This window comes from Massilia sp. TS11 (genome assembly GCF_022012445.1).
In the GTDB taxonomy this organism is placed as follows: domain Bacteria; phylum Pseudomonadota; class Gammaproteobacteria; order Burkholderiales; family Burkholderiaceae_D; genus Telluria.
Genome location: NZ_JAKLTS010000010.1, coordinates 81,380 through 103,542, shown reverse-complemented (window position 1 = coordinate 103,542; position 22,163 = coordinate 81,380). Strand labels below are relative to the sequence as shown.

Sequence of the window (22,163 nt, the reverse complement as noted above, 5' to 3'; positions counted from 1 at the left end):
GGGTCCTCATTCGGTCGGGCTGCGCGGGCGCAGGGCCACCTGCACGCTCAGCTGAGCGCGCTGATTCTTGCGCAGCACCGTCATGGTAGCAGCCGTCCCCGGGCTGAGGGCGGCGATCTGGGTCAGCATGCCGGCCGTGTCGGCCACCGGCTGCTGGTTGATGCTCAGCAGGATATCGCCGGGGCGCAGGCCGGCGCGGTCGGCCGGGCCATTGCGCACCACGCCCGCGATGATCACGCCGCTGCGCGCGGCCAGGCCGAAGTTCTCGGCCAGTTCGGGCGTGATGTCCTGGGATTCGATGCCGATCCAGCCGCGCACCACATAGCCGGTCTTGATGATGGCTTCCATCACGCTCTTGGCCGTGCTGGTGGGAATGGCAAAGCCGATGCCGACCGAGCCGCCGCTTTGCGAATAGATGGCCGAGTTGATGCCGATCAGATTGCCGCCGGTGTCGATCAGGGCCCCGCCCGAATTGCCGAAGTTGATCGCGGCGTCGGTCTGGATGAAGTTCTCGAAAGGATTGATGTGCAGATTCTTGCGGCCCAGGGCCGAGATGATGCCCATCGTCACCGTCTGGCCGACGCCGAAGGGATTGCCGATGGCCAGCACCACATCGCCGACGCGCGCCTCGTCCGAATGGCCGAGCACGATCACGGGCAGATCGCGCAGGGCCACGCGGATCACGGCCAGGTCGGTCTCGGGATCGGTGCCGACGATTTTGGCGCCAGCCTTGCGCCCATCGGCCAGGATCACCTGGATGTCGTCGGCCGCCTCGACCACATGGTTATTGGTCAAGATATAGCCGTCGGGGCTGACGATCACGCCCGAACCCAGGCTCTGCTGCTCTTCCTCGGGCACGCGGTCGCCGAAGAAGCGGCGGAAAAACGGGTCCTCAAGAAAGCGGCGCGGGCGCACCACCTTGCTGGTGAGGATGTTGACCACAGCCGGCATCGCGCGCGCGGCCGCCTCGCGGTAGCTGAAGGCCGGCGTGGCCCCGGCCGGGGCCTGCAGGATGGCGGCCGGCCGCTCGACCGTGCCGCTTTGCAGGCGGGACGGCTCGCGCGGGCCGCGCACGGCGGCCACGACCATGTAAATGGCCAGCCCGGCCGTGACGACCTGGGCGAACAGGAGCCAGAGTGTGCGCAGCATGGCGGCGGGCCGCAGGGCCCTATTTCTTCAGTGCGTCGCGGATCTCGCGCAGCAGGACGATGTCTTCCGGCGTCGGCGCCGGGGCGGCCGGGGCCGGGGCCGGCTCCACATGGCGCGCCTTGTTAATCAGACGGACCATCATGAAGATGACAAAGGCGAGGATCACAAAGTTCAGCAGCACGGTCATGAAGTTGCCGTACGCCAACACGGCGCCGAGCTTCTTGGCCTCGGCCAGGGTCAGGTGCGGGTCCTGGCCGTTGAGCGGCAGGTAGTAGTTGGCGAAATCGAGGCCGCCGAGCGCCTTGCCGATCGGCGGCATGATCACGTCCTGGACCATCGAATCGACAATCTTGCCAAAAGCGCCACCGATGATGACACCGACGGCCAGATCGACCACATTGCCCCGCATCGCAAAGGCCTTGAACTCCTGCATCATGGACATGCGCTTCCCTCCAGAATGATATTGAAATGGCAGGCCCATGATAGCCTGTCCCCCGGAGCGCGCCAAACCCATGGGGGCGTCCAGTCCGAAAATCAAGGTTTTTCTTTAATTCGCCATATGCTTCCCTTATAATTAAAGGTTGCTAGAAGCTTTTTTATGAGTTCTTCAAGATTCGTATTTTTACTTAGGGGTTGGTATGAGTAACGAAAAGCAGGTCGATCCAGGCCGCCGGGGCTTACTCGTCGCGACGTGCGCGGCGGGTGGCGTTGTCGGTTTGTCCACGGGTGCGGCTCTGGTGAGCACGTTCCAACCGTCGGAGCGCGCGAAAGCGGCCGGCGCTCCGGTGGAAGTTGATATCGGTGGCATGAAGGTCGGCGATATGATCACCGTCGAATGGCGCGGCAAGCCCGTGTGGATCCTCAAGCGCTCGCCCGAAATGGTGGCCTCGCTGAAGAAGACCGATGCTGACGTGGCTGACCCCAAATCGGAACGCAAACCGGACGAACTGACCCCGGACTACGCGCGCAACGAATACCGCTCGATCAAACCCGAAATCCTGGTCGCCATCGGGATCTGCTCGCACCTCGGCTGCTCGCCCTCCTCGCGCTTCGCCGAAGGCCCGCAACCGAACCTGCCTGACAACTGGGCCGGCGGCTTCCTCTGCCCCTGCCACGGCTCGACCTTCGACCTGGCCGGCCGCGTGTTCAAGAACAAGCCGGCGCCGGACAACCTCCAGGTGCCGCGCCACATGTACCTGAGCGAGACCAAGATCCTGATCGGTAAAGACGAGAAAGGTGAAGCATAATCATGGCGGCTTTTAAAGAGACGAAACTCCCGGCCGACGCGCCGGCACTGCAGAAGGGCCTGGCCTGGGTCGACGACCGCTTCCCCCTGACCAAGCTGTGGAACGACCAGTGGGGCAAGTATTACGCGCCCAAGAACTTCAACATGTGGTACATCTTCGGCTCGCTGGCCATGCTGGTGCTGGTGCTGCAGATCGTCACCGGTATCTTCCTGACCATGCACTACAAGCCGGACGCCACCCTGGCCTTCGGTTCGGTCGAATACATCATGCGCGAAGTGCCCTGGGGCTGGCTGGTGCGTTACATGCACTCGACCGGCGCTTCGGCCTTCTTCATCATCGTCTACCTGCACATGACGCGCGGCCTGCTCTACGGTTCCTACCGTAAGCCGCGTGAACTGGTGTGGCTGTTCGGCTTCGCCATCTTCCTGTGCCTGATGGCCGAGGCCTTCTTCGGCTACCTGCTGCCCTGGGGCCAGATGTCCTACTGGGGCGCCCAGGTGATCGTCAACCTGTTCGGCGCCATCCCCGTGATCGGTCCCGACCTGTCGCTGTGGATCCGCGGCGACTACGTTGTGTCCGACGCGACCCTGAACCGCTTCTTCGCCTTCCACGTGATCGCGATTCCGCTGGTGCTGCTGGGTCTGGTCGCAGCCCACCTGATCGCCCTGCACGAAGTCGGCTCGCTGAACCCGGACGGCATCGAAGTCAAGGAAAACCTGGGTCCGGACGGCCACCCGGTCGACGCCATCCCCTCGCACCCCTACTACTCGGTGCACGACATGTTCGGCGCCTCGATCTTCCTGCTGATCTTCTCGATCGTGGTGTTCTGGGCCCCGGAAATGGGCGGCTACTTCCTGGAGTACAACAACTTCCTGCCGGCCGACCCGATGAAGACCCCGCCGCACATCGCGCCGACCTGGTACTTCACGCCCTTCTACTCGGTGCTGCGCGCCACCACCTCGGACTTCCTGTGGGTGGTGATCGTTGGCCTGGCCGCCTACGTGACCTTCATCTGGCTCAAGTCCCAGCTGTCGTTCAAGGTCAAGGCCGCCATCGCCGGCGTGTCGCTGCTGGCCATCATCGGCATGCTGCCTGGCATGCTGGACGCCAAGTTCTGGGGTGTGGTGCTGTTCGGTTCCTCGGTGGTGATCCTGGCCGGCCTGCCCTGGCTCGATCACTCGAAAGTGAAGTCGATCCGCTACCGTCCGGACTGGCATAAATATGTCTACCTGGTGTTCTTCCTGTCCTTCCTGACGCTCGGCTACCTCGGCACCCAGCTGCCGACCCCGACCGCCACGATCATGGCCCAGGTCGCCACGCTGCTGTACTTCAGCTTCTTCCTGTTGATGCCGTGGTGGTCCGCTGCAGGTACCTTCAAACAGGTGCCGGCCCGCGTCAACTACCATCCTCACTAATTGACGAGAACAGGACAGAGACAAATGACTTTTTCGAAGAAACTGATCGCCATCCTGGCCCTCGCCGTTCCGGCGTTCGCCATGGCCAATGAAGCCGGCTATCCGCTGGACCAGGCCCCGGCCCGCACCAGTCTGGCTTCGCTGCAGAACGGCGCCAAGCTGTTCGTCAACTACTGCCTGAACTGCCACTCGGCCTCGTCGATGCGCTACAACCGTCTGCGCGACCTCGGCCTGTCCGAGCAGCAGATCAAGGAAAACCTGGTGCTCAGCGGCGCCAAGGTGGGCGATCTGATGAAGACCGCCCTCGATCCGAAGGACGCCAAGGAGTGGTTCGGCGCCGTGCCGCCCGACCTGTCGGTGATCGCGCGCGCGAAAGCCTCGGGCGCCGGCACCGGCGGCGACTACCTGTACACCTATCTGCGCACTTTCTACAAGGACGAAGGCCGTCCGACTGGCTGGAACAACATGGTCATGAATAATGTGGCCATGCCGCACGCCATGTGGGAACTGCAGGGTGTGCGCGTGGCCAAGTTCGCGGAAGAGAAGGACCCGCACGACGCCGCCAAGACCGTGCACAAGTTCGTCGGCTTTGAGCAAGTGAGCAAAGGCAAGATGACCCCGGCCGAGTTCGATACGGCCGTGGCTGATCTGGTCGGCTACATGGAATGGATGGCCGAACCGGCCCAGGGCACCCGTAAGATGCTGGGCGCCTGGGTGGTGCTGTTCATGACCCTGTTCGCCTTGCTGGCCTGGCGTCTGAACGCCTCCTTCTGGAAAGAAGTGAAGTAAATCAATCTGTATCAAGGTCCGCCTTGCGCGGACCCTTGTATGCTGGGGTGAACCGCTTGTCGTTTCGCCCCCTTTGTTTCTAAGGAACTACAAAATATGATGGTTCTCTACTCGGGCACCACCTGCCCCTTCTCTCAGCGCTGCCGCCTGGTCCTGTTCGAAAAAGGCATGGACTTTGAGGTGCGCGATGTCGACCTGTTCAACAAACCGGAAGACATTTCGACCATGAACCCCTACGGTCAGGTGCCGATCCTGGTCGAGCGCGAGCTGATCCTGTACGAATCGAACATCATCAACGAGTACATCGACGAGCGTTTCCCGCACCCGCAGCTGATGCCGGCCGATCCGCTGATGCGCGCGCGCGCCCGCCTGATGCTGTTCAACTTCGAGAAAGAGCTGTTCGTGCACGTGCACACGCTCGAATCGGAGCGCAACAAGGCCAATGACAAGAGCCACGACAAGGCGCGCGCCGAAATCCGCGACCGTCTGACCCAGCTGGCCCCGCTGTTCCTGAAGAACAAGTACATGCTCGGCGACGAATTCTCGATGCTGGACGTGGCCGTGGCCCCGCTGCTGTGGCGCCTCGACCATTACGGGATCGAGCTGTCGAAGACGGCCGCCCCGCTGATGAAATATGCCGAGCGCATCTTCTCGCGCCCGGCCTATATCGAAGCGCTGACCCCGTCCGAAAAAGTGATGCGCCGCTAAGGCGTGCCTGCCGGCCGCGTTCGGGGAACCGGGCGCGGCCTTCGCTGTCCAAGTACCATGGCCGACACCTCCACCAAGCCCTATCTGCTGCGCGCCCTCTACGAGTGGTGCACCGACAACGGCTACACGCCCCATATCGCCGTCAAGGTCGATGGCAGCACCCAGGTGCCGCCCGAATACGTGCGCAAGGGCGAAATCGTGCTCAACATCAGCTTTGGCGCCACCCATGGCCTGAAGATGGATAACGAGGCGATCAGCTTCAAAGCCCGCTTCGCCGGCGTCGCCCGCGAGATCTACGTGCCCGTGACCCACATCATGGCCATCTACGCGGCCGAAAACGGCCAGGGCATGGCTTTCGACGTCACCGCTCCGGCCGCCGACGCCACGCCGGCGCCCGCCCCCGAGGCGGCGCCGCTGGCCGCCGTGCCCGCGGAACCGAGCGACACGCCCGAGCCGCCCGATGGCGACGACGAGCCGCCCAAGAAGGGCCCGCGCCCGACCTTGACCCGGATTAAATAAGCTATAATCCGCCCGATTCGCCGGCTTAGCTCATTAGGTAGAGCAGTTGATTTGTAATCATCAGGTGACCCGTTCGATTCGGGTAGCCGGCACCAGAAATTAGCTTTGAAAACAGTGCCTTAGACCATAGCGGTCTAAGGCATTTGTCTTTGTGAATCTCGAAAAGGTACACTTTAGGTACAGACACAGATCACAGGGGCTTCATGGCGACATTCGTTAAGACCGACGCAGGCACTTGGAAGGCCATCATCCGCAAGCAAGGATGGCCGATCACTTCCAAGACTTTCCGCACCAAACGCGACGCCACGGATTGGGCGCGTAGCGCAGAAGATGAGATGGTGCGCGGCGTGTACATCTCACGCGCCGGCGCCGAGCGCCTGACAGTGACGGAAGCACTTGAACGCTATCTGCGCGAAGTCACTCCAACGAAGAAGCCTACTACGCAACGCAGCGAGAAAATCACCGCCGAGCATCTGATCGGCTTCCTCGGCAAATATTCAATGGCCGCGCTATCAAACGACCTGGTCGCTTCGTACCGCGATCATCGTGTCGCCGCTGGCAAATCGAACAACACCGTGCGAATCGAGCTGGCGATGCTCAGTAACCTCTTCACCGTCGCCATCCAAGAATGGGGTCTAGGCCTCACGCACAACCCCGTCGCTGCGATCCGTAAGCCCAGCCCAGGTAAAGGGCGCGACCGTCGCCTAAATGCAGACGAAGAGAAGCGATTGATGGAAGCCGTTGAGCAGCACAGCAATCCGATGTTAGGCTGGATCGTCCACATTGCCATCGAGACCGGCATGCGCCAATCGGAGATTTTGAACTTGCGGAAGGCGCAAGTCGACCTGGCATTGCGTGTCGTGCGCCTAACCGACACTAAGAATGACTCTGCTCGTACAGTACCCCTGACTGCAGCCGCAACCACCGCACTGAAAGCGGCGCTCGAAAATCCATTACGTCCGAAAGATTGTGACCTTGTGTTCTTCGGCGAACCTGGCAAGGATGGCGAACGCCGGCCCTATCAGTTCACCAAGACTTGGGCGGGCATAAAGGAATCGCTCGGGATCGACGACCTACATTTTCACGATCTTCGTCATGAGGCTGTAAGCCGACTTGTAGAGGGCGGACTGAGCGACCAAGAAGTTGCCTCCATTAGTGGGCACAAGTCCATGCAGATGCTCCGTCGCTATACCCATTTACGCGCCGAAGACCTAGTCTCTAAGCTGGACGCTTTGAAGAAGCCACGGCAAGCCTAGCCCAGAATGATGACAGGGGATAGGCATGAAGCCTTCCCTGCACAGTCGTTGATGCTAGTGCTCTGGCCCTGATATGTCATATGGACTGACGCGGGATCGTCAGGCGGCAGCTAAGCCGAGTATGAAATAGCGGTTGTGCATGGCGTCACCCTTACGCCGAGGCTTCTCTTCGTCGCTTACGATGCGGACCAGACCTGCACCGATCAGCGCCTGGATCGCAAGTGCGGTATCCTCACGCCGCAGTCCCGTGTAGTCCTTAATATGATCATAGCTCATGCGTGCGATGTTATCTCGATTCGCGCGGAACGCCAATAGCAGCATATACAACTTCATGGCATGGAGCGACCTTGGGTTCTTGATTTCATTGACGAAGTGCTGCAGCCGCTGCAGGTATTCCCGGCGTTCGAGCAGATGGGCTTGCGGTAGTTCGCACCATTCACCTGGTTCGTCGATGCCAGCCAGCGCATAGATGCTGCGCCGGCCGTCACGCTGCACGGTAATAGCACCTAGACGTTTCAAGTGCATCAGCCCCCTGGCCACCAAGGCACGCGATATCGGTAGCACGGCCTGAATTTCCTCATAGGTTGCTGCAACCGTATCGTCCTTGCGCAACCCGTCTCTTCTTTGCTTTTGATTCGAGATGATGGATAGCGCGAACAGAATCAGGATGGCAGCAGTACCCCCGCCCTTCACTCGTCGCCATTGCAGCTCGTGTAGCGATCCAAGTACCCAGCCGGGGTTGCCCTTCTCGTCCCGCACGCCGGGAACCTCGACGTAGCCCTCCGGGCCGAATTCACCAAAAAACCATTCGGGCTCCTTGCGCGCCCAGCGCGACGGCATTTTGGCGTAGGGAAGCCTGCTCATTCGCGCTTACCTCCGTGCTTGATCGCGAGCAACACGACGTACAGCGCAAGGCCGGCAATTGCGAGTGATCCTGTTGCCAGCACAAATAGCTGGGTTTGCGAATCGTGGATATTAAGAATGGCGTTCAACAACTTGTTAGCAGCGTCCATAGTGCATCCCTTTCTTGGTTATGGATGTGCTACCAAGTTTAGGGAATCGGCACAGCTGTTTCTAGAAAGCGTTCCGATTAATTTCCTAAAAGAATTCGACTTTTTGCATTTAAATTCAAAGTGTTACGACACGAAAATTTCGTATATATCGGAAATTTTCAGTTCACGAAAAGGCAGCTTTCATAGGGAACCTTTTCACGGTTACGGGAGCGGGCCACGTCTTTTTGACCGAAATCAGTTCACCAAAATGCGCCAGGATGGGCCACAGAAATTCGAGAGCGCTACCAATTACCGACAGCGGCACTCCCGGCCGACCATCCGAACGACGGCGACCCCAGAATCAGCGCCGCCATGAGCTCAAATAATTGAAACAAATTGTAACGTCGGATTTCGAGATTTGACAATAATTCGCGCTATAATTGCATTTATAGTAACTCACCCCTAATAAACCGTTGATTTTCAAAAACATTTTGCGAAATTTGGTAGGCGCATAGATGTCGGGAAAATTGATTTTGAGCCTACCTTTTTACCGTTATCAGAGAACCAACATATTGCGAAAGATTACGTAACAGTCGTAATTCTTCGCCAATTGACCGGCATATTTCGGCAATTTACTGTTCGGCAAACCAAAACTTGGAGCCGCAACATGACCACCGAAGAAATGCTCGTTCAGCGCTACGGCGTACTACTTTCCCTTCGCGACTGCGCCGAGCTTTTTTGCCGCAGCGCGGAGGGCCTCCGAGTTTCCCTCGCTGGCAATAATGACTTCGCCAACAAGCTGCGCCCAGCTCGCGTAAAGATCGGCCGGCGCATTCTCTTCAAAGCCAGCGTAATCAGCCAAATTTTGGACGACGTGACGAGCCAATGAGCGATCACGTCATTGTCCGACGCAAGCTGCGGACGAACTTCACTGTTCTCGACAATGCGGTCATCTCGGACTGCCGATTGTCTTGGAAGGCGCTTGGCTTGCTGACCTACCTTCTGCACCTACCGCCCGACTTCCGACTTCGCCTGAAACATCTTGCAGCGCAACGTCCGACAGGACGCGACGCGACGCGCTCAGGGCTTCAAGAGCTGCAAGAAGTCGGATACCTGAGCATTCGGTTCGAACGACATCCCTCAGGCACGTTCTCTTGTACGACGTGGCATGTGACGGACGTTCCGTTTTCAGTGGAGGCTAATGAATTGCCACCGAAGTCGGAAAATCCGAACACGGATGCTCCGGTCACGGGAAATCCGGATTCGAGAAAACCGAAGCTAATAAGAACTAAGACGAAACAAGGACTCAAGTCATCAAGAACTACACAACTAGACAGCGCGATAGGCCTGCACTTCCCTGCACTTCCAGAAACAGAAAAATCCAAATTGCAGGCACTAATCGAGCGTGCGCCGATTGAAGTTCGGCAGGACATCTTGGATGAGCTTGAAGGCAAGAGAACTAAGGGAAAACTAAAGTCAGGAGTCATCGCTCTTGCGAAGTATTTAATTTCAAATTTGGACAAGTTTTCGCTCTCCGATGGATTGAGCGTCAAAGAGGCTCGGGAGAACGCCAGGAAACTGAAAGACCTCCATCATTTCAACCAAGTGGAGCTAGCAAGAAGCCAGGCTACCGCCGACGAGAGCATGCGGCAAATGAACTCCGATCAGTTCGCCGAATTCGTTTCCACTCTGCCTCCAGCCATCAAGGCTCGTCTCGAACATCGACGTCATTCGCTGCTTAATCAACCGCACACCCAAAGGAACGACAACCATGTTAATGCTGAAGTTCACACTTAGACCCTGGACCGCCATCGTCCTAGTCCTGACGGTCGCGCTTGGCACTAGCGCCAACGCCGGCAGCGTTGCTGGCTTCGGCGGCTCAACCGAAGTTACACAGATTCTCAACAATGTTGAACTGGTCAACCAATCAGCGCAGATGTACCAGCAGGTTCAGAACACGATCACGGCGGTTCAGCACTCCCAGCAGCAACTGAAGAACCTACTGACCACCCCGACGCAAACCTGGGGCCAGGCACAGCAGGAGCTAGCCGCGCTGGCCGACCTCGTGAACAAGACGGCTGCCTTGTCCTACGCCGGTAGGAACATCGACCAGCTCTTCAAGCAGCGATTCCCTGGTTTTTCTAGATCGGCCGGAAGCACTAACTTCGGTGGGCAATTCCAGGGCCTGGTGCAGACTCAGCTGGACGGCTTGAATTCGGCCCTTCAGGCCGCCGGCTTGCAGTCGTCGCAGTTCGCCAATGAGCGAGCTGCGCTACAGCAAATTCAAAGCATGTCGGCCGGGTCACAAGGCTCGCTACAGGCACTGCAGGCCGGGAACATGGTGGCCTCGGCCACCGTGGACCAGCTGCAGAAGCTGCGTCAGCTCTATATGGCGCAGATGCAAGCGCAGAACTCGTTCATGGCCGGCCAAGCGCAAATGCAAGCCGACCAGGTGGACGCCGCCCAAACGTTCATGAAGCAGGGTAACGGGACTGTGCGCCAACCCGGCAGCAGCAATTTCAAGTCGTTCTAAGCACTCGCCATCAGGGGCAAGATCATGACCTTCAACCAAAAAAAATTCCTTTCCCTCGGCCTCGCAATCGCCATCGTTTGCCTGGCGTCGGTGCTGACTAGCTGCGACAAGCCGGAAGCCCAAATGGTGACTGAACAGCGGAACGCCGCGAACAAGGCCACCCAAGAAATGATGAAGCAAGGCGGCGATAAGAAAACCGTGCGCAAGCCTGGCGAAAGCGGCTTCAAGTCGTTCTAACCGGATCAAGGAATGAACATGACCAGTACCTCAAAAGCCCGCCTTCTGTTGCTGGCCGGCCTGCTGCTTCTGACATCGCCGGCGTTTGCCGACACTCCAACCGGATATGACCTCGGCACAATCATGAACAAGTACCGTGATGCCGCAACCGTGTTCGGGGCGAACATCACCTCGATAGCGCTGTCGCTGTGCTACAAGCTCTTCGCCGCTGACCTGGCGTGGGCCATCATCGCCCGACTCTTGAAAGGCGCTGACGCCGTGGAGATGCTCACGGTCGTCATCATGCGCTCGATGTGGATGGGCCTGATTCTCTGGGTGATGAATAACCCCAACATTCCGCTATCGGTGGTCAACAGCTTCATCCAGATCGGCAAGGACGGCGCGCACACCTCTGCGATCAGCCCCGGCGAGGTCTTTTGGCAAGGCATCGACTTGGTGAACTTAATGATGTCCAAGCTGGCCGACAATGCCAGCATCGCCGGCATACCCGTGCCGGCCGGCGTGGCGGCCATGACCAATCCGTTTGCGGCCTTCCTTGTCGGCGGCTCGCTCATCATCATCATCGTGTGCTTCGGGATGCTGGCCGCACAGTTCGCGGTCGCCTGGATTCAGCTGTGGTTCTACCTCGCCGTTTATCCGATTGCTTTGGCCTTCGGTGTGATGAAGTGGACGAAGGACATCGCCATGAAGATCATTACGACGCCCCTGGTTTACGGCATCCGATTCCTCGCCATCTACTTCGTTATCGCTGTAGGGACCGGATTGGCCGCAGATTTCGGCACAGAGATTGCCAAGCTCTCCCTGACCGATCTGACGCCAATCTGGACCGTCCTGGCGGGCTCTGTGATGCTGCTGGTCTTGGCAATGAAGGTGCCTACCTTGGCGTCAGACCTGTTGGGCGGAGCCGCTTCGACATCGGCGGCCGATGGTGTTGGCGCGGTGGTTGCTGGCGGTGGCGCTATCGCTGCCGCCGCCGGCGGCATCTACGCGGCCGGCGGAAAAGCTACGGGTAGCGTCAGCTCGGCGATACAAGCCGGTTCCGACGCAATTAGCGCCGCTACTGGTATGGGAAGGGGTGTTAGCCAAGCCGCCCCTGGTATCGCTGCCTCGGTTCCTGGCATGAGCGGTAGCGCCATTTCGCCAGCGGGCAGTACGACCGGCGCAGTGAATCCCGGCACCACAACAGGCGCTTCACAAACAACTGGCCCGGGCCAGGCCCAACCGCCAGCACCAACTGCCGCGCCGAGCAGCGTCGCATCGACCGCTGGGCAGGCCCGTGCGGAAAATCAGTTGCAGCCGCCCGCGTCTGCGCCAGCACTTCAGGCCAGCGCCGCGAGCCAGGTGTCGTCGCCGACCAGTCAGCCCGAACGCGCAACGCCGCCAGCGCCGCCGGTGGCGGCCGCACCAGCAGCGCCAGCAGCACCGGCAATCGGCGCACCAGAGCACCACACCAAAGAGCTAGGACAGCCGCCAGCGCCTGCCAGCCCGACCGCTGCCAGCAGGAGCATCGACGCGGCGCAGCGTGTTTTGGATGAGATGCAAAAAACGGACGGCGGCGGGGCAGGTATCCAGACTCACCACAGCGACGAATGACACGACTGAGTCGAACGAAAGGGCAGACGTGAAACAAATGAAGCGAATCGATGGCTTTAAGGTCGAGGTGTTCGAGTCGGTCAGGGGAGGGAAGGTCTGGTTTCTCGTCCGTCTCACTGATTACCCGAGCGCCAAGGCCGAGGCCAACTCATTGCCGGACGCCATGGCGCTGTTGGGCAGGACTTGGGATGACATCAAAGTCGCATACCGCGACCAGGGCCTCAAGCCCCCAAGGCCACCTCGTAGTCGGGGCAATCATCGCGCCCTGATGATGCTTCGCTGGCTTGCGTCACGCCCGCCGCTCTCGCCTGATGTCCTTTGAATTCACGTCGTGTACACGCTCTGATTTTGGATGGCCCGCGCCGTCACGGTAGGGACCGCTGCAACGTAAGTTTTTTGTCGATTTTTTGTGGTGCGATGTAAGTTTTTTGTGGAGTCGATGTAAGTTTTTTGTTGGGTGTTTGTAAGTTTTTTGTTAGTGAAACACATCCGAAGTGCATCCACTTGTTAGTAAATCGTTAGTGATTTGTTAGTGAATTGCTAGATCAAGACCGCTAAACGTTGGGACACCCCGGCAAGAGCGTTCAGAACAACGAAATGCAGGGCACGAGCAACCCCAAGAAACCTGAGTGGAACATAAAGGGGGCAATACGCCCAGGTTGTGTTTTTCCAGTTTTGGCCAGACAGCATACCGATCCTGGCGTATTGCACTGTCTTGAAGCGCATTACGAACGCAACGCAGCTTCGTAATACGGAAATGGAGGAACTGATGGCAACAAAACGGACCTATTCAGTCCGATTGGAAGATGCGCAGCGCGAGCAGCTGGAAGCGCAGGCCGCGAAGATCGGCCTGCCAACTGGCCACCTGATTCGCAATGCAATTGATGACTACTTGCGACAGCAAGAAGAGAAGAACTATTTGGGCGAAGTCCAAGCGGCCATCAGCACGTCGTTCACCAAACTAGCTCGCCAAGTCGAGAAGGACAGGGCGGAGCAGCAACTGGTCGTCGGGGTTCTGGATCACTTATGTGATTGGCTGGCATTTGTGCTTCCATCCCCGCCCGACAGAGCTCTAGCCGAGCAGTTACATAGTGAGCGCCGCGAAGTCTTCTACCGCGACCTGCCGGCGAAATTCGTTTCGCAAAGCCGTGCCAAGCTCTCGAAATTCATGGATGACAAGCATGCCGGCGTTATTCCTTGCCCTGCCTGTGGAACCGGGCACTTGCGGTACAAGGAGGATAAGAAAGGACGGATGTTTTGGTATTGCAGCAATTGGAACGCATCGCCCGACAAGTGCGGCGCGGCTTTCGCCGACGATCTGGGCCAGCCGGCCATTTCCCACAGATCGATTGGTTGACTGTGTACGGTAAAGAACAGAAGGATCACACAGCAATGGAGACAATGATGCGAATTCGTGAGGCGATGCTACGGCTGTCCCGCGTTACCCGGACAGACTTCTACTACGATCCCGCAGGCACCGTATTTGGTGACGGACCTATCCACTATTTGATTGAGGTGGATGGACTGAACTTTATGGCGTGGGAACACAACCAAGGCGGCAATATGATTGTGACCCCGATTTCGTACTATGAACTGGACGAACTTCAGGAGCTGGGTACGGATGAGCCGTGGACGGTTCTTTCGGTGCCACGTGATCTGACCGAGGGCGTTCAATTCCGTGAGATCGACAGCGTCGAACTGAGTGCCGCTTACTACCGGACAGCGGGATGGGGCCGTTCATCAAATTGCATTGCCCTTCCATGTATTTCTTTGGAAGATGTTAATCTTGAATGTATACTGGAGGGTTAGGCTGGTAACGATAGGCTAAGCCTAAAACCTTCCGATTTATGAGCCAGGGAAAGTAGTGCTAAACGAAAGCGATATCAAAGCTGCAGTTATCGACAAGTTGTTCGCGTCAGCGGCACTTTCGGACGCAGTTCTGATTAACGAAATGGTGATTGCAAATTGGAGCCGACGTGCGGATCTCGTCGTCGCCAACGGGAAGTTGCACGCGTTCGAAATCAAGAGTGATTTCGACAGCCTCCGCCGTCTTCACGGGCAAATTGAAACCTACCTTACTCGCTTCGATAAAGTAACTGTAGTATGCACTCCGAAATTTGCCCATCTTGTAAAGGAAAGCACGGAAGCTAGAGTTGAGATTTGGTGCGCCGCAAGCACGGCAGATGGCGTGAAGTTGTCCGTGTATCGCCGAGGACAAACGACGCCCGTCTCTAACAAGCGCATCCTTTATGGCTACCTACATAAGCCTGAACTGGTTGAGCTTCTAAAAAATGCTGGCTGCGCAGCCAATACAGAAATGACCAGGACACAGCTAGAATTTGCCGCAGATGCTCTGTCCTCTCGAAGGATAAAAGAGTTTGTGTTAGAGGCTCTAAAGAAGCGCTATCGGGAGCCTTTTGAACGATTCTGTGATAGCCGCATGAGCCAAACTCAACCGAGCGACTTAGTCAACTTGCGCAAATTTCGGCTTCAGACCCAGGCCCAAGAATCCGTCACAGGGCTGAACGACGGTGACACCGACGTCCAAAATGCAAAAGCACTGGACCTTAAGGCCATTTCAAAGAAATTTGGGCCATTGCCGCCAGAGATGCCTTCGTTTGTACGCCGCCGAGCCTAGTGGTATCACTCATCGTCAGGGCCGTTTTCTTGCTGCGAGAGTTCGAACTGCCTGGTCAAATGAAGATTCACCCGCACGGCAATCCAATGCGCTCGGCTCTTCATTCCTGTCACATCTCCTGAAGCTGCCTTGCGAATCATTTCCGCGCCCCAGGTATCGTCAGACATCCCCTCTTTCCAGCGCGCCAGTACAAGACGTGCAGCGTCAACATAGCCTTCGCCATCCGAGTCAGGACGCCTCTCAAATATCCACGCGTCGAACAGCGAGCAATCGATTTGGGGCGTGTATTTTCCGCCGGTGGCAGCCTTTGTGCGAGCATGAATTGATCCGTGATCACCATAAATCACTGCATCTGCACCTATTGCCTCAAACAGATCACGCTCCAAGATGCCGATCACGCCGGCAGTCACTTGCCCTGTCGGCTGAAGAAAGGACGTAACCGATGCCGGATAGCTTGTAGAAATTACGGCGATCTCAGCATTCGGAATTTCATCACGAATATCATTCACAGATGAAACACATGCGGCAATACTTGCGGCCATAGTCTCCCTGATATATCCAGCATCAATCACGATCAGCGCGTTCCTTGGATCATCCATCGCTGACATCGCTGTAATAACTTTAGCAGTATCGGCTTGGAAATCAGATATACGAAAGGCGATTCGCCTTCCCCAGGACTCAAGTTGACGAGTCTGACGAATTATTTGAGGCAGACGAGCATGTGTCGAGAACTGGACCGTCGGAATAGCTTGGTCAAACGATCGAACGAAGTCGCTCCATGCCTTGAAATTGTCAGCGGGTTCAAGAAGTTTGTGAACCGCGCTGTTTTGGTACATGGTTTCCCGCGTCACGTCGAGGATAAAGGGACACCCCTCTGACGCTCGCATGAGCTCATCCATCGACTGCGACAGATCATCGCAACGCGGCCATGCCCCTACACGCATGATTGGAGCAATCCCCTTCTTAACGTGAGGCCGCAAATTCGCATACCCGGTAATTTCAGCCGGACGCGTGCGGAGGCTAGGGTAATAGTGAAAATCGCCGAATTCGATTGCCATATGTCACTCCTGTACTATGGATTCGTCGTTTGACTTAGATTGTTTGCGCCTAGCATTTCGCTGAGAGTGCGCCGCCAGGTATTCACCGATTACGACCATACGATCTTTCTCTGCCTTGAGTTCCGCCAGGTCGGAAGTCAGTTCAGCAACTCGATTGGAAAGCGTAGCAATCAATTTGACCAAACGCTTGCCGACCCAACCACAAACGAATGCAGTCAGAAACGCCGCGCCCCAGCCCGATGCCGTTAGCGCAACTGTGTCGGGCCGGTCTCGGTAAAAAGAGTAAAGCGTCAAGCCCACGCCTGCGACACCAAGAAACATGCCAAAAATCCCAACCCACAGGCTAACAACCGTTGCAGTATCCGTCTCAAGTCGATCCAAGCTGACCTCCGAGCAATTTATCTTCAGCGATTCCCCGTCCGTACCCGCCGAATCCTGATAGTAGGTTAATACTTTAGCACTTTTGGAACGGTTGCAGCTATGCTACGGGATTTGTGTCGAAGAATCATGAACAAGAAGAGGCTGGACTTTACCCTTCATTGTGCCCGTCGCTCGGCAATCACTTAAAATCTTGATGTTCTTGGCAACCGCACCTCGACAATTGGATTACTCTTGGCTTTAGCAAGAAATCTCCGGTGAAGCGTGCCACAAGTTGCCACCATCCATGAAAGCGACCGCTGCATATGCTAGACATCGTCTACGGTAAGAAGACCAACCCTATCGCCGTCGAAGCGATTGTCAACATCCTTCGAAGCCAAGATTGGCAAGGCACGCTCTATGTTGGGTACCCTGTTTTTGGAGGTGAAGACTCCAACTCAGTGACAGATGCGTTACTCACATGCATCGAGCATGGCGTCGTCGTCTTTGATCTGTCTTCGCAAGACTCGATAGACGTACCAGAGGAGATGGATACGGTCGTCAAAGCAAGACAAAGGGACCTTCTACGTCGTTTGAATTCCCGTCTTGTTGCTTATGAGGACTTGGTCAAGGACGACGGCGTTACCCTTGCTATCCCACTGCAAGTCGTGACCTACCTTCCGTATGCTGTCACAACCGCTGACGTTCCAAATACCGTAACTGAAGAAACGCTACTTGGTTGGATTACGCGCCAGCCTGCTTTGGAAGCCAAGTACTTTGTTCCGCTAAATGCTGCCGTTCAAAAGACAGCGGCGTTGAAACCGAAGAAGAAGCGCCTAAACGTCAAGAAAGACGATTCGATGGGCGCGACTATGAAGTTTCTCGACAGCCAAATTGCAAACCTGGACCGCTGGCAGAAGAACGCAGCCATCGAGTCTCCGGAAGGCCCCCAACGTATCCGCGGCCTAGCTGGAAGTGGAAAGACTATCATTCTCGCTCTCAAAGCAGCCTATCTGCACTCCAATGATCCTGATGCAGATATTGTCGTCACATTCAACACACGCTCGCTTTACCAGCAGTTCAAGACCCTGATACGGCGATTCTATTTCGATTTGGTTTTTGACGAACCTAACTGGGAGAAGTTACGAATCCTTCACGCATGGGGAAGCGAAACTGATCCTGGCGTCTATTCAACGATAGCGGCAGCGGCAAAGACCTCACCCGTACCCTTTGGCATTGCTCGCCACCGGTTTGGTTTCCCTGCTGCCTTCGCCGGTGTCTGCACAGAACTGGTTACGCATATACGACGGTCGGACTTCACACCGATATTTGACTATATGCTGATTGATGAGGCCCAGGACTTTCCACCCTCGTTCTTTCAACTCGCTTATCTCTCCACTAAACCGCCAAAAAGAATCGTTTGGGCGTATGACGAATTGCAGAATCTAAGCGACTCAACTATGCCGACGCTTGACCAGCTCTTTGGCACAAATGAGGACGGCACACCGGTAATTGACGTTCAGAATGAGGAAGGACAACCCAAGAAAGATATTCTGCTACCAATCTGCTACAGAAATCCGCCTTGGCTTCTTTCAATGGCGCTTGGCCTGGGCCTCGGAATCAAGCGTGAGAATCGTGAGTTTGCTCAGATGTTCAAAGAGCCAGAATTTTGGGGCGAGATCGGATTCGAGCCAGTTGAAGGGACTCTTGCTCTTGGGGAGCCAGCAAGACTTCGTCGCGCAGCAGACCGCAGCGCTCCCTTTTTCGCTGAACGGCTAGAACCTTCGGAATCTGTGACGTGGAAATCTTTTGAAAGCGCCCAGGAGCAAGCTGATTGGATAGCGACCGATATTAATCGCGCTCTTACCTTGCAGGAGCTTGATGCTAACGACATCCTTATCGTTATCCCCGATATGATCAATGCATCCAGCATTGGTCTACTTCTGTCTGAGGCCTTAAAAAAATTCAATATTAAGAGCCATCTCGTTGGTGTTACAGGTACACGCGACGCGGTTTTTGCGGAGCAGTCCGTTGCAATGAGCGGTATCTTCCGTGCCAAAGGCAATGAAGCGCCGCTGGTTTACGTAGTGAACGCTGAGTACTGCGAGAACGGGAGCTTTGAACTGAGCCGACGACGAAACATCCTTTTTACGTCTCTTACAAGAGCAAAAGCTTGGGTTCGGGTTTGCGGCGTAGGAAGCCGCATGAAGATTCTTGCTGCAGAGATGGATGCAATTGCAAGAGATGGTTTCGAACTCGCTTTTCAATACCCAACAATGCGAGAACTTGAGAAGATCAAGACCTCGTATCGAGAGCGCACCACGAAGGAACGGCAGGCAGTCAAGAAAGAAATCAAGTCCGCAGAGCGCTTGTTGCAGCGCATTCTTAGCGGAGAAATTGATCTCGACGAACTCCCTCCCCAATTGGCTGATCTGCTCCGTAAAGGCGTTCGATAATTACTGCGCATGCACGCGAACGCAAACTCGATCATCCAGTCTTTGGAGAGTCTGAAAGCCCGACTCCACGAGGCTGGAATTCTGTACGACTGGAATCCAAGCATTCGGGAAGCGGTTCGCCATGGGGTATCAAGAGTTACGTGGGCGACAAATGGAACGAGGCCCGATCTTTCAGGCGTTACTGTCTCAAATATTAGCGAATACTTGGCGTTTCTAGCTGGAAGACATTTTCAATTCCAACTAACTGATGGCTCTTTGATCCAAATGTCATACGACATTAGGAACCAAAGTTCTGAAGTCGTTTCGAGTCGGCTCGTTTGGTATCCTTGCCCGATTGAGTTCTCACAAGAAGAGCTTACATATGCCTCGTTGGAAGAAATGATTCTTAGTTCTCCAACGGAGCTTCTGTCGCTGCAGGCCCCATTGCGATTCGATTTCGCCCCACACCAAATCGGGCCAAACCACTCCGCTACCCATTTGCATATGGGAAAAGAAGACTTCCGCTTGCCGGTCCAACGCGCTATGGAACCTTCTAGGTTTATGCGTCTAGTGATCCGGACAGCGTATCCGCAAGTATGGGAACAAACGGAACTATTTAATACTGTGGAGAACTGGGGTGCACAAGATAGATTGTCAGCAGACGATCAATCCTGTGGCGCGCTAACATGGACCATCCCCGTCGCCTAGAGTACTTAGGTCAATGAAAAGTTTCCTGAATACCCTTATGGTCCAAAGAAATTTAGGGAACTCCCAGGTACAAATCCGGTACAGCAATCACGTCCCGTTACCTTCGCCAAGCTCCGCTAAGTTACTGATGCTAAAGTGTTTTAGCTTTCGTGAGATTACGGTACAATTCTCTTAATAATCAAAGACATACTGTCTTCTTGGCTAATTTGTAATCATCAGGTGATCCGTTCGAATCGGATAGCCGGCACCAGAAAAATCAAAGAGTTGCGGCGTATGATCTGTCGCAACTCTTTTTGTTTTGTGCCAATGTAACTGCTGGGTAAGCAGTCGGAGGGCTTCCCGCCGCAACGGTAACGACCGGGCATTCACTTGTTCGGGCGTGAAGCAGCACCCCACAAACATTGCTCGCGCGCAATGCGTCGGCTTCTGAGGCAGTCACCATGGCTTCGTCATCCACATATGGGGCGGGCGGTGCCATTCATCTTCCCAAATCCGAGGTCGCTGGCTCCACATACCCACAGGGACGGCGATCGCCACCTTCGAGAACGGCCGCTACCCGAATCGCTCGCGTGGCAACCATGCGGCAATCGTCGTATCGGTCATCGGTTCTGGGATCTGGGTCGTGGACCAGTGGACGGCCGAAAACCGACCAAACATCGGTTTGCGGTTGATCAAGGTGCCACCGCGTTGGAAGCAGCGCAACGCCGACGGGAGCTTGGCCAGGCCAAGTGACAACGCCTTGGCCTCTCACGTGATCGAAAAATGCACTACGCGTTGATGCTCCTCGTGGCCGCCTTAGCCGGCCCGGCCCCGGCGCTCGAGCAACGCGTCACGTGCCCGCTTTTCTTGCCGGCTGGGGCCGCAGCCGAGGCCCGTCCTGTACCAGGTTGGAAGCTCTTGATGCCTCAAGATACGCGCGTCACAGCAGGCGGTCTTCTGCATGGAGATCCAGCGGACCAGGCTTATCTCAAACCGGACGCCATCCGAAGCACCAAGAATAGCCAACTGAGCACCGACGTCGAGATCTGGGAGCTTGGCCAACCCCACATGTTCGAAACCTGGTTGTACTGTCAGTATGGGGAAGGCCTGCAGCTGTTTCAGAAGGTCGACCCTCGCGCCACCATCTGCTCAGCTACGGGGAAGCGGCAGCGCGGCGCACTGAACGAACTCGTCTTTATCTGCAAATGAAAGGTGGGCATTGAGAGGCCAGCTCAGCATTCGGGGGCTCCTGGTCCGCTCGATCACCCCGGTAATCCGCTCAAAACAGACCGCCGGCACCACCCCCCTCTTCTTCGGCTGAGTCTCAGCCTGCCCTGGCGCCTTTGCGTGCCGCTTTGTCCAGATACATGGCCTTGTCTGCGTGACGCAGCAATTGCTCGGCGTCGGTGCCGTGCTCGGGGTAGATGGCGATGCCGATGCTGGCCTGCGCCGGCAGGCGCTGCTGGCCGAGGTCCAGGCCGTTCGCGACCGACTTGCGGATCTTCTCGGCCACGCGCTGCGCATCCTGCGGTGTGCGCACGTTCTCCAGCAGCGCGACGAATTCGTCGCCGCCCATGCGCGCCACGGTGTCGGCCTCGCGGATGCAGGCGCTGATGCGGCGCGCCACGGCTTTCAGCAGCTGGTCGCCGACGGCGTGGCCGTGATGGTCGTTGATGTGCTTGAAGTCGTCGATATCGACAAACAGCAGGGCAATGCCGCTCTGGCCGCGGCGGCTGCGCGCGAAGGCGAGCCGCAGCCGGTCCTGGAACAGGCGGCGATTGGGCAGACCGGTCAGCTCGTCGTACCGGGCCGCGTATTCGAGATCGTCATGCAGCAGCTGGCGTTCGATGGCGGCAGCGGCCTGGCTGGCGGCGAACTGCAGCAGGGCCTTCTCGCGCGCGCCGATCGGGGTGCCGGGTGCGAACTGCAGGCGCATCTCGCCGAGATTGGCCGCCGGTGTCGACAGCGGCAGCGCGAACCAGCCGCTGCGCCCCAGACGCTTGGCCGGCACGCCCGGCGCGCTGGCGCTGTAGACGGTCTTGCGGCCGCCCTCCAGCACGGCGGCCATGGCCCCGCATTGCAGCAAGGGCGCGAAGATGGCGTGGAAGCTGGCGAACATCTGGCCCAGATCGAGCGAGGCGTGCGCCGCCTGGGACAGGGCCAGCAGCGCTGCCTGGCGTTCCTCGGCCAGCTTGCGCTCGGTGATATCGCGCGCCACGCCGATGCGCAGGCCCTCCTGCTGGGCGTAGCGGGCCGACCACATGATGTGGGCCACACTGCCATCCTTGCGCAGGTAGCGGTTCTCGAAGCCGACCCGCTCTTCACCGGCCAGCACGCGGCGCGCCTCAGTACGGGTGCGCTCGTGGTCTTCCGGATGGACGAAGTCGAGGATGTGGCGGCCCACCATCTCCGCTGGCGTGTAGCCGAAGATCGGTTCGCAGGCCGCGTTCGCGTAGGCGATCACGCCGGTCGTATCGACCAGAAAGACGGCGTCGAGCAGCAGATCGACCAGGGTGGGCAGGGTATCGGGTTGAATACGCTCCATGCGCG

26 protein-coding genes and 1 tRNA gene are annotated in these 22,163 nt (G+C 57.1%); 20 read left to right on the top strand and 7 right to left on the bottom strand.

Translation table 11 applies throughout. From position 1 onward, the window contains the following. Window positions 1-6 precede the first annotated feature (6 nt). Both LZ005_RS15995 and mscL read right to left on the bottom strand, forming a co-directional pair. Window positions 7-1,146, bottom strand: coding sequence for a trypsin-like peptidase domain-containing protein (locus tag LZ005_RS15995; protein ID WP_237809297.1), 1,140 nt, complete (start codon window positions 1,144-1,146; stop codon window positions 7-9). A 22-nt stretch (window positions 1,147-1,168) separates the two neighbouring features. Further along, window positions 1,169-1,591, bottom strand: a complete 423-nt coding sequence (gene mscL, locus LZ005_RS15990) for a large conductance mechanosensitive channel protein MscL (RefSeq protein WP_237809179.1) — start codon at window positions 1,589-1,591, stop codon at window positions 1,169-1,171. Window positions 1,592-1,787: 196 nt separating this feature from the next. On the opposite strand from mscL, the gene petA reads away from it, so the two are divergent. The 7 genes from petA to LZ005_RS15955 all read left to right on the top strand — a co-directional run bounded on the left by petA (window position 1,788) and on the right by LZ005_RS15955 (window position 7,083). Continuing rightward, the gene (gene petA / locus LZ005_RS15985; protein ID WP_237809177.1) at window positions 1,788-2,396 is read left to right on the top strand and encodes a ubiquinol-cytochrome c reductase iron-sulfur subunit; all 609 of its coding nucleotides are present in this window, start codon (window positions 1,788-1,790) and stop codon (window positions 2,394-2,396) included. A 2-nt stretch (window positions 2,397-2,398) separates the two neighbouring features. After that, a complete protein-coding gene (locus LZ005_RS15980; RefSeq protein WP_237809173.1) occupies window positions 2,399-3,811 on the top strand; it encodes a cytochrome bc complex cytochrome b subunit in 1,413 nt (470 codons plus the stop codon). Window positions 3,812-3,835: 24 nt separating this feature from the next. Further along, the gene (locus tag LZ005_RS15975) at window positions 3,836-4,600 is read left to right on the top strand and encodes a cytochrome c1 (RefSeq protein WP_237809172.1); all 765 of its coding nucleotides are present in this window, start codon (window positions 3,836-3,838) and stop codon (window positions 4,598-4,600) included. A gap of 96 nt (window positions 4,601-4,696) precedes the next feature. Further along, window positions 4,697-5,308 carry a glutathione S-transferase N-terminal domain-containing protein gene (locus tag LZ005_RS15970; RefSeq protein ID WP_237809171.1) on the top strand — a complete coding sequence of 204 codons (612 nt, stop codon included), beginning with the start codon at window positions 4,697-4,699 and terminating at the stop codon, window positions 5,306-5,308. A 57-nt stretch (window positions 5,309-5,365) separates the two neighbouring features. After that, on the top strand, window positions 5,366-5,827 hold the full coding sequence (locus LZ005_RS15965) for a ClpXP protease specificity-enhancing factor (RefSeq protein ID WP_237809169.1): 462 nt from the start codon (window positions 5,366-5,368) through the stop codon (window positions 5,825-5,827). A gap of 19 nt (window positions 5,828-5,846) precedes the next feature. Continuing rightward, a tRNA-Thr gene (locus tag LZ005_RS15960) sits at window positions 5,847-5,922 on the top strand. A gap of 108 nt (window positions 5,923-6,030) precedes the next feature. Further along, entirely contained in the window at window positions 6,031-7,083 is a 1,053-nt protein-coding gene (locus LZ005_RS15955) for a site-specific integrase (protein ID WP_237809166.1), read from the top strand. 99 nt (window positions 7,084-7,182) lie between these two features. Here LZ005_RS15955 and LZ005_RS15950 read toward each other — a convergent pair whose 3' ends face one another. Beyond that, window positions 7,183-7,947 (bottom strand): hypothetical protein, encoded by a 765-nt coding sequence (locus LZ005_RS15950; protein WP_237809164.1) that lies wholly within the window; start codon window positions 7,945-7,947, stop codon window positions 7,183-7,185. Next, on the bottom strand, window positions 7,944-8,096 hold the full coding sequence (locus LZ005_RS15945) for a hypothetical protein (protein WP_237809163.1): 153 nt from the start codon (window positions 8,094-8,096) through the stop codon (window positions 7,944-7,946). Before LZ005_RS15945 ends, LZ005_RS15950 begins: the two co-directional genes overlap by 4 nt. Before the next feature lie 646 nt (window positions 8,097-8,742). Here LZ005_RS15945 and LZ005_RS15940 point away from each other — a divergent pair. The 9 genes from LZ005_RS15940 (at window position 8,743) to LZ005_RS15900 (ending at window position 15,076) form a co-directional block, all read left to right on the top strand. Beyond that, window positions 8,743-8,964, top strand: coding sequence for a DNA-binding protein (locus tag LZ005_RS15940; RefSeq protein ID WP_237809161.1), 222 nt, complete (start codon window positions 8,743-8,745; stop codon window positions 8,962-8,964). Continuing rightward, window positions 8,961-9,872, top strand: coding sequence for a hypothetical protein (locus tag LZ005_RS15935; RefSeq protein WP_237809160.1), 912 nt, complete (start codon window positions 8,961-8,963; stop codon window positions 9,870-9,872). The genes LZ005_RS15940 and LZ005_RS15935 overlap by 4 nt, the downstream gene beginning before the upstream one ends. After that, window positions 9,847-10,608: a P-type conjugative transfer protein TrbJ gene (trbJ, locus tag LZ005_RS15930; RefSeq protein WP_237809159.1), complete on the top strand. Its 762-nt coding sequence runs from the start codon at window positions 9,847-9,849 to the stop codon at window positions 10,606-10,608. Before LZ005_RS15935 ends, trbJ begins: the two co-directional genes overlap by 26 nt. Before the next feature lie 24 nt (window positions 10,609-10,632). After that, window positions 10,633-10,845: a hypothetical protein gene (locus tag LZ005_RS15925; RefSeq protein WP_237809157.1), complete on the top strand. Its 213-nt coding sequence runs from the start codon at window positions 10,633-10,635 to the stop codon at window positions 10,843-10,845. Between the two features lie 12 nt (window positions 10,846-10,857). Continuing rightward, a complete protein-coding gene (gene trbL / locus LZ005_RS15920; RefSeq protein ID WP_237809156.1) occupies window positions 10,858-12,438 on the top strand; it encodes a P-type conjugative transfer protein TrbL in 1,581 nt (526 codons plus the stop codon). A 37-nt stretch (window positions 12,439-12,475) separates the two neighbouring features. Beyond that, window positions 12,476-12,760, top strand: coding sequence for a hypothetical protein (locus LZ005_RS15915; protein ID WP_237809155.1), 285 nt, complete (start codon window positions 12,476-12,478; stop codon window positions 12,758-12,760). A gap of 393 nt (window positions 12,761-13,153) precedes the next feature. Continuing rightward, window positions 13,154-13,795, top strand: a complete 642-nt coding sequence (locus LZ005_RS15910) for a hypothetical protein (protein ID WP_237809152.1) — start codon at window positions 13,154-13,156, stop codon at window positions 13,793-13,795. Between the two features lie 47 nt (window positions 13,796-13,842). Then, on the top strand, window positions 13,843-14,247 hold the full coding sequence (locus LZ005_RS15905; protein WP_237809150.1) for a hypothetical protein: 405 nt from the start codon (window positions 13,843-13,845) through the stop codon (window positions 14,245-14,247). Window positions 14,248-14,302: 55 nt separating this feature from the next. Then, a complete protein-coding gene (locus tag LZ005_RS15900) occupies window positions 14,303-15,076 on the top strand; it encodes a sce7726 family protein (RefSeq protein ID WP_237809148.1) in 774 nt (257 codons plus the stop codon). Window positions 15,077-15,081: 5 nt separating this feature from the next. Here LZ005_RS15900 and LZ005_RS15895 read toward each other — a convergent pair whose 3' ends face one another. Together LZ005_RS15895 and LZ005_RS15890 are read right to left on the bottom strand one after the other, a co-directional pair. Further along, on the bottom strand, window positions 15,082-16,134 hold the full coding sequence (locus LZ005_RS15895; protein WP_237809147.1) for a beta family protein: 1,053 nt from the start codon (window positions 16,132-16,134) through the stop codon (window positions 15,082-15,084). Between the two features lie 3 nt (window positions 16,135-16,137). Then, complete coding sequence (locus LZ005_RS15890) at window positions 16,138-16,515, bottom strand: hypothetical protein (protein ID WP_237809145.1); 378 nt, start codon at window positions 16,513-16,515, stop codon at window positions 16,138-16,140. A gap of 302 nt (window positions 16,516-16,817) precedes the next feature. Here LZ005_RS15890 and LZ005_RS15885 point away from each other — a divergent pair, with 302 nt between their 5' ends. The 4 genes from LZ005_RS15885 to LZ005_RS15875 all read left to right on the top strand — a co-directional run bounded on the left by LZ005_RS15885 (window position 16,818) and on the right by LZ005_RS15875 (window position 20,822). Beyond that, a complete protein-coding gene (locus LZ005_RS15885) occupies window positions 16,818-18,947 on the top strand; it encodes a DEAD/DEAH box helicase (RefSeq protein WP_237809141.1) in 2,130 nt (709 codons plus the stop codon). A 9-nt stretch (window positions 18,948-18,956) separates the two neighbouring features. Further along, window positions 18,957-19,634, top strand: coding sequence for a DUF2290 domain-containing protein (locus LZ005_RS21910; RefSeq protein WP_373889341.1), 678 nt, complete (start codon window positions 18,957-18,959; stop codon window positions 19,632-19,634). Between the two features lie 451 nt (window positions 19,635-20,085). After that, the gene (locus tag LZ005_RS15880; RefSeq protein ID WP_373889343.1) at window positions 20,086-20,412 is read left to right on the top strand and encodes a BPSL0067 family protein; all 327 of its coding nucleotides are present in this window, start codon (window positions 20,086-20,088) and stop codon (window positions 20,410-20,412) included. Next, the gene (locus LZ005_RS15875) at window positions 20,397-20,822 is read left to right on the top strand and encodes an STY0301 family protein (protein WP_307727808.1); all 426 of its coding nucleotides are present in this window, start codon (window positions 20,397-20,399) and stop codon (window positions 20,820-20,822) included. Before LZ005_RS15880 ends, LZ005_RS15875 begins: the two co-directional genes overlap by 16 nt. A 115-nt stretch (window positions 20,823-20,937) precedes the next feature. Here LZ005_RS15875 and LZ005_RS15870 read toward each other — a convergent pair whose 3' ends face one another. Continuing rightward, entirely contained in the window at window positions 20,938-22,158 is a 1,221-nt protein-coding gene (locus LZ005_RS15870; RefSeq protein WP_237809138.1) for a GGDEF domain-containing protein, read from the bottom strand. Between the last annotated feature and the right edge of the window lie 5 nt (window positions 22,159-22,163).

Excerpts from the sequence above, each read along its gene's own strand:
- mscL (WP_237809179.1), bottom strand. The coding sequence starts at position 1,591 with ATGTCCATGATGCAGGAGTTCAAGGCCTTTGCGATGCGGGGCAATGTG.
- petA (WP_237809177.1), top strand. The coding sequence starts at position 1,788 with ATGAGTAACGAAAAGCAGGTCGATCCAGGCCGCCGGGGCTTACTCGTC.
- LZ005_RS15980 (WP_237809173.1), top strand. The coding sequence starts at position 2,399 with ATGGCGGCTTTTAAAGAGACGAAACTCCCGGCCGACGCGCCGGCACTG.
- LZ005_RS15975 (WP_237809172.1), top strand. The coding sequence starts at position 3,836 with ATGACTTTTTCGAAGAAACTGATCGCCATCCTGGCCCTCGCCGTTCCG.
- LZ005_RS15970 (WP_237809171.1), top strand. The coding sequence starts at position 4,697 with ATGATGGTTCTCTACTCGGGCACCACCTGCCCCTTCTCTCAGCGCTGC.
- LZ005_RS15965 (WP_237809169.1), top strand. The coding sequence starts at position 5,366 with ATGGCCGACACCTCCACCAAGCCCTATCTGCTGCGCGCCCTCTACGAG.
- LZ005_RS15955 (WP_237809166.1), top strand. The coding sequence starts at position 6,031 with ATGGCGACATTCGTTAAGACCGACGCAGGCACTTGGAAGGCCATCATC.
- LZ005_RS15950 (WP_237809164.1), bottom strand. The coding sequence starts at position 7,947 with ATGAGCAGGCTTCCCTACGCCAAAATGCCGTCGCGCTGGGCGCGCAAG.
- LZ005_RS15945 (WP_237809163.1), bottom strand. The coding sequence starts at position 8,096 with ATGGACGCTGCTAACAAGTTGTTGAACGCCATTCTTAATATCCACGAT.
- LZ005_RS15940 (WP_237809161.1), top strand. The coding sequence starts at position 8,743 with ATGACCACCGAAGAAATGCTCGTTCAGCGCTACGGCGTACTACTTTCC.
- LZ005_RS15935 (WP_237809160.1), top strand. The coding sequence starts at position 8,961 with ATGAGCGATCACGTCATTGTCCGACGCAAGCTGCGGACGAACTTCACT.
- trbJ (WP_237809159.1), top strand. The coding sequence starts at position 9,847 with ATGTTAATGCTGAAGTTCACACTTAGACCCTGGACCGCCATCGTCCTA.
- LZ005_RS15925 (WP_237809157.1), top strand. The coding sequence starts at position 10,633 with ATGACCTTCAACCAAAAAAAATTCCTTTCCCTCGGCCTCGCAATCGCC.
- trbL (WP_237809156.1), top strand. The coding sequence starts at position 10,858 with ATGAACATGACCAGTACCTCAAAAGCCCGCCTTCTGTTGCTGGCCGGC.
- LZ005_RS15915 (WP_237809155.1), top strand. The coding sequence starts at position 12,476 with ATGAAGCGAATCGATGGCTTTAAGGTCGAGGTGTTCGAGTCGGTCAGG.
- LZ005_RS15905 (WP_237809150.1), top strand. The coding sequence starts at position 13,843 with ATGCGAATTCGTGAGGCGATGCTACGGCTGTCCCGCGTTACCCGGACA.
- LZ005_RS15895 (WP_237809147.1), bottom strand. The coding sequence starts at position 16,134 with ATGGCAATCGAATTCGGCGATTTTCACTATTACCCTAGCCTCCGCACG.
- LZ005_RS15885 (WP_237809141.1), top strand. The coding sequence starts at position 16,818 with ATGCTAGACATCGTCTACGGTAAGAAGACCAACCCTATCGCCGTCGAA.
- LZ005_RS21910 (WP_373889341.1), top strand. The coding sequence starts at position 18,957 with ATGCACGCGAACGCAAACTCGATCATCCAGTCTTTGGAGAGTCTGAAA.
- LZ005_RS15875 (WP_307727808.1), top strand. The coding sequence starts at position 20,397 with ATGCACTACGCGTTGATGCTCCTCGTGGCCGCCTTAGCCGGCCCGGCC.
- LZ005_RS15870 (WP_237809138.1), bottom strand. The coding sequence starts at position 22,158 with ATGGAGCGTATTCAACCCGATACCCTGCCCACCCTGGTCGATCTGCTG.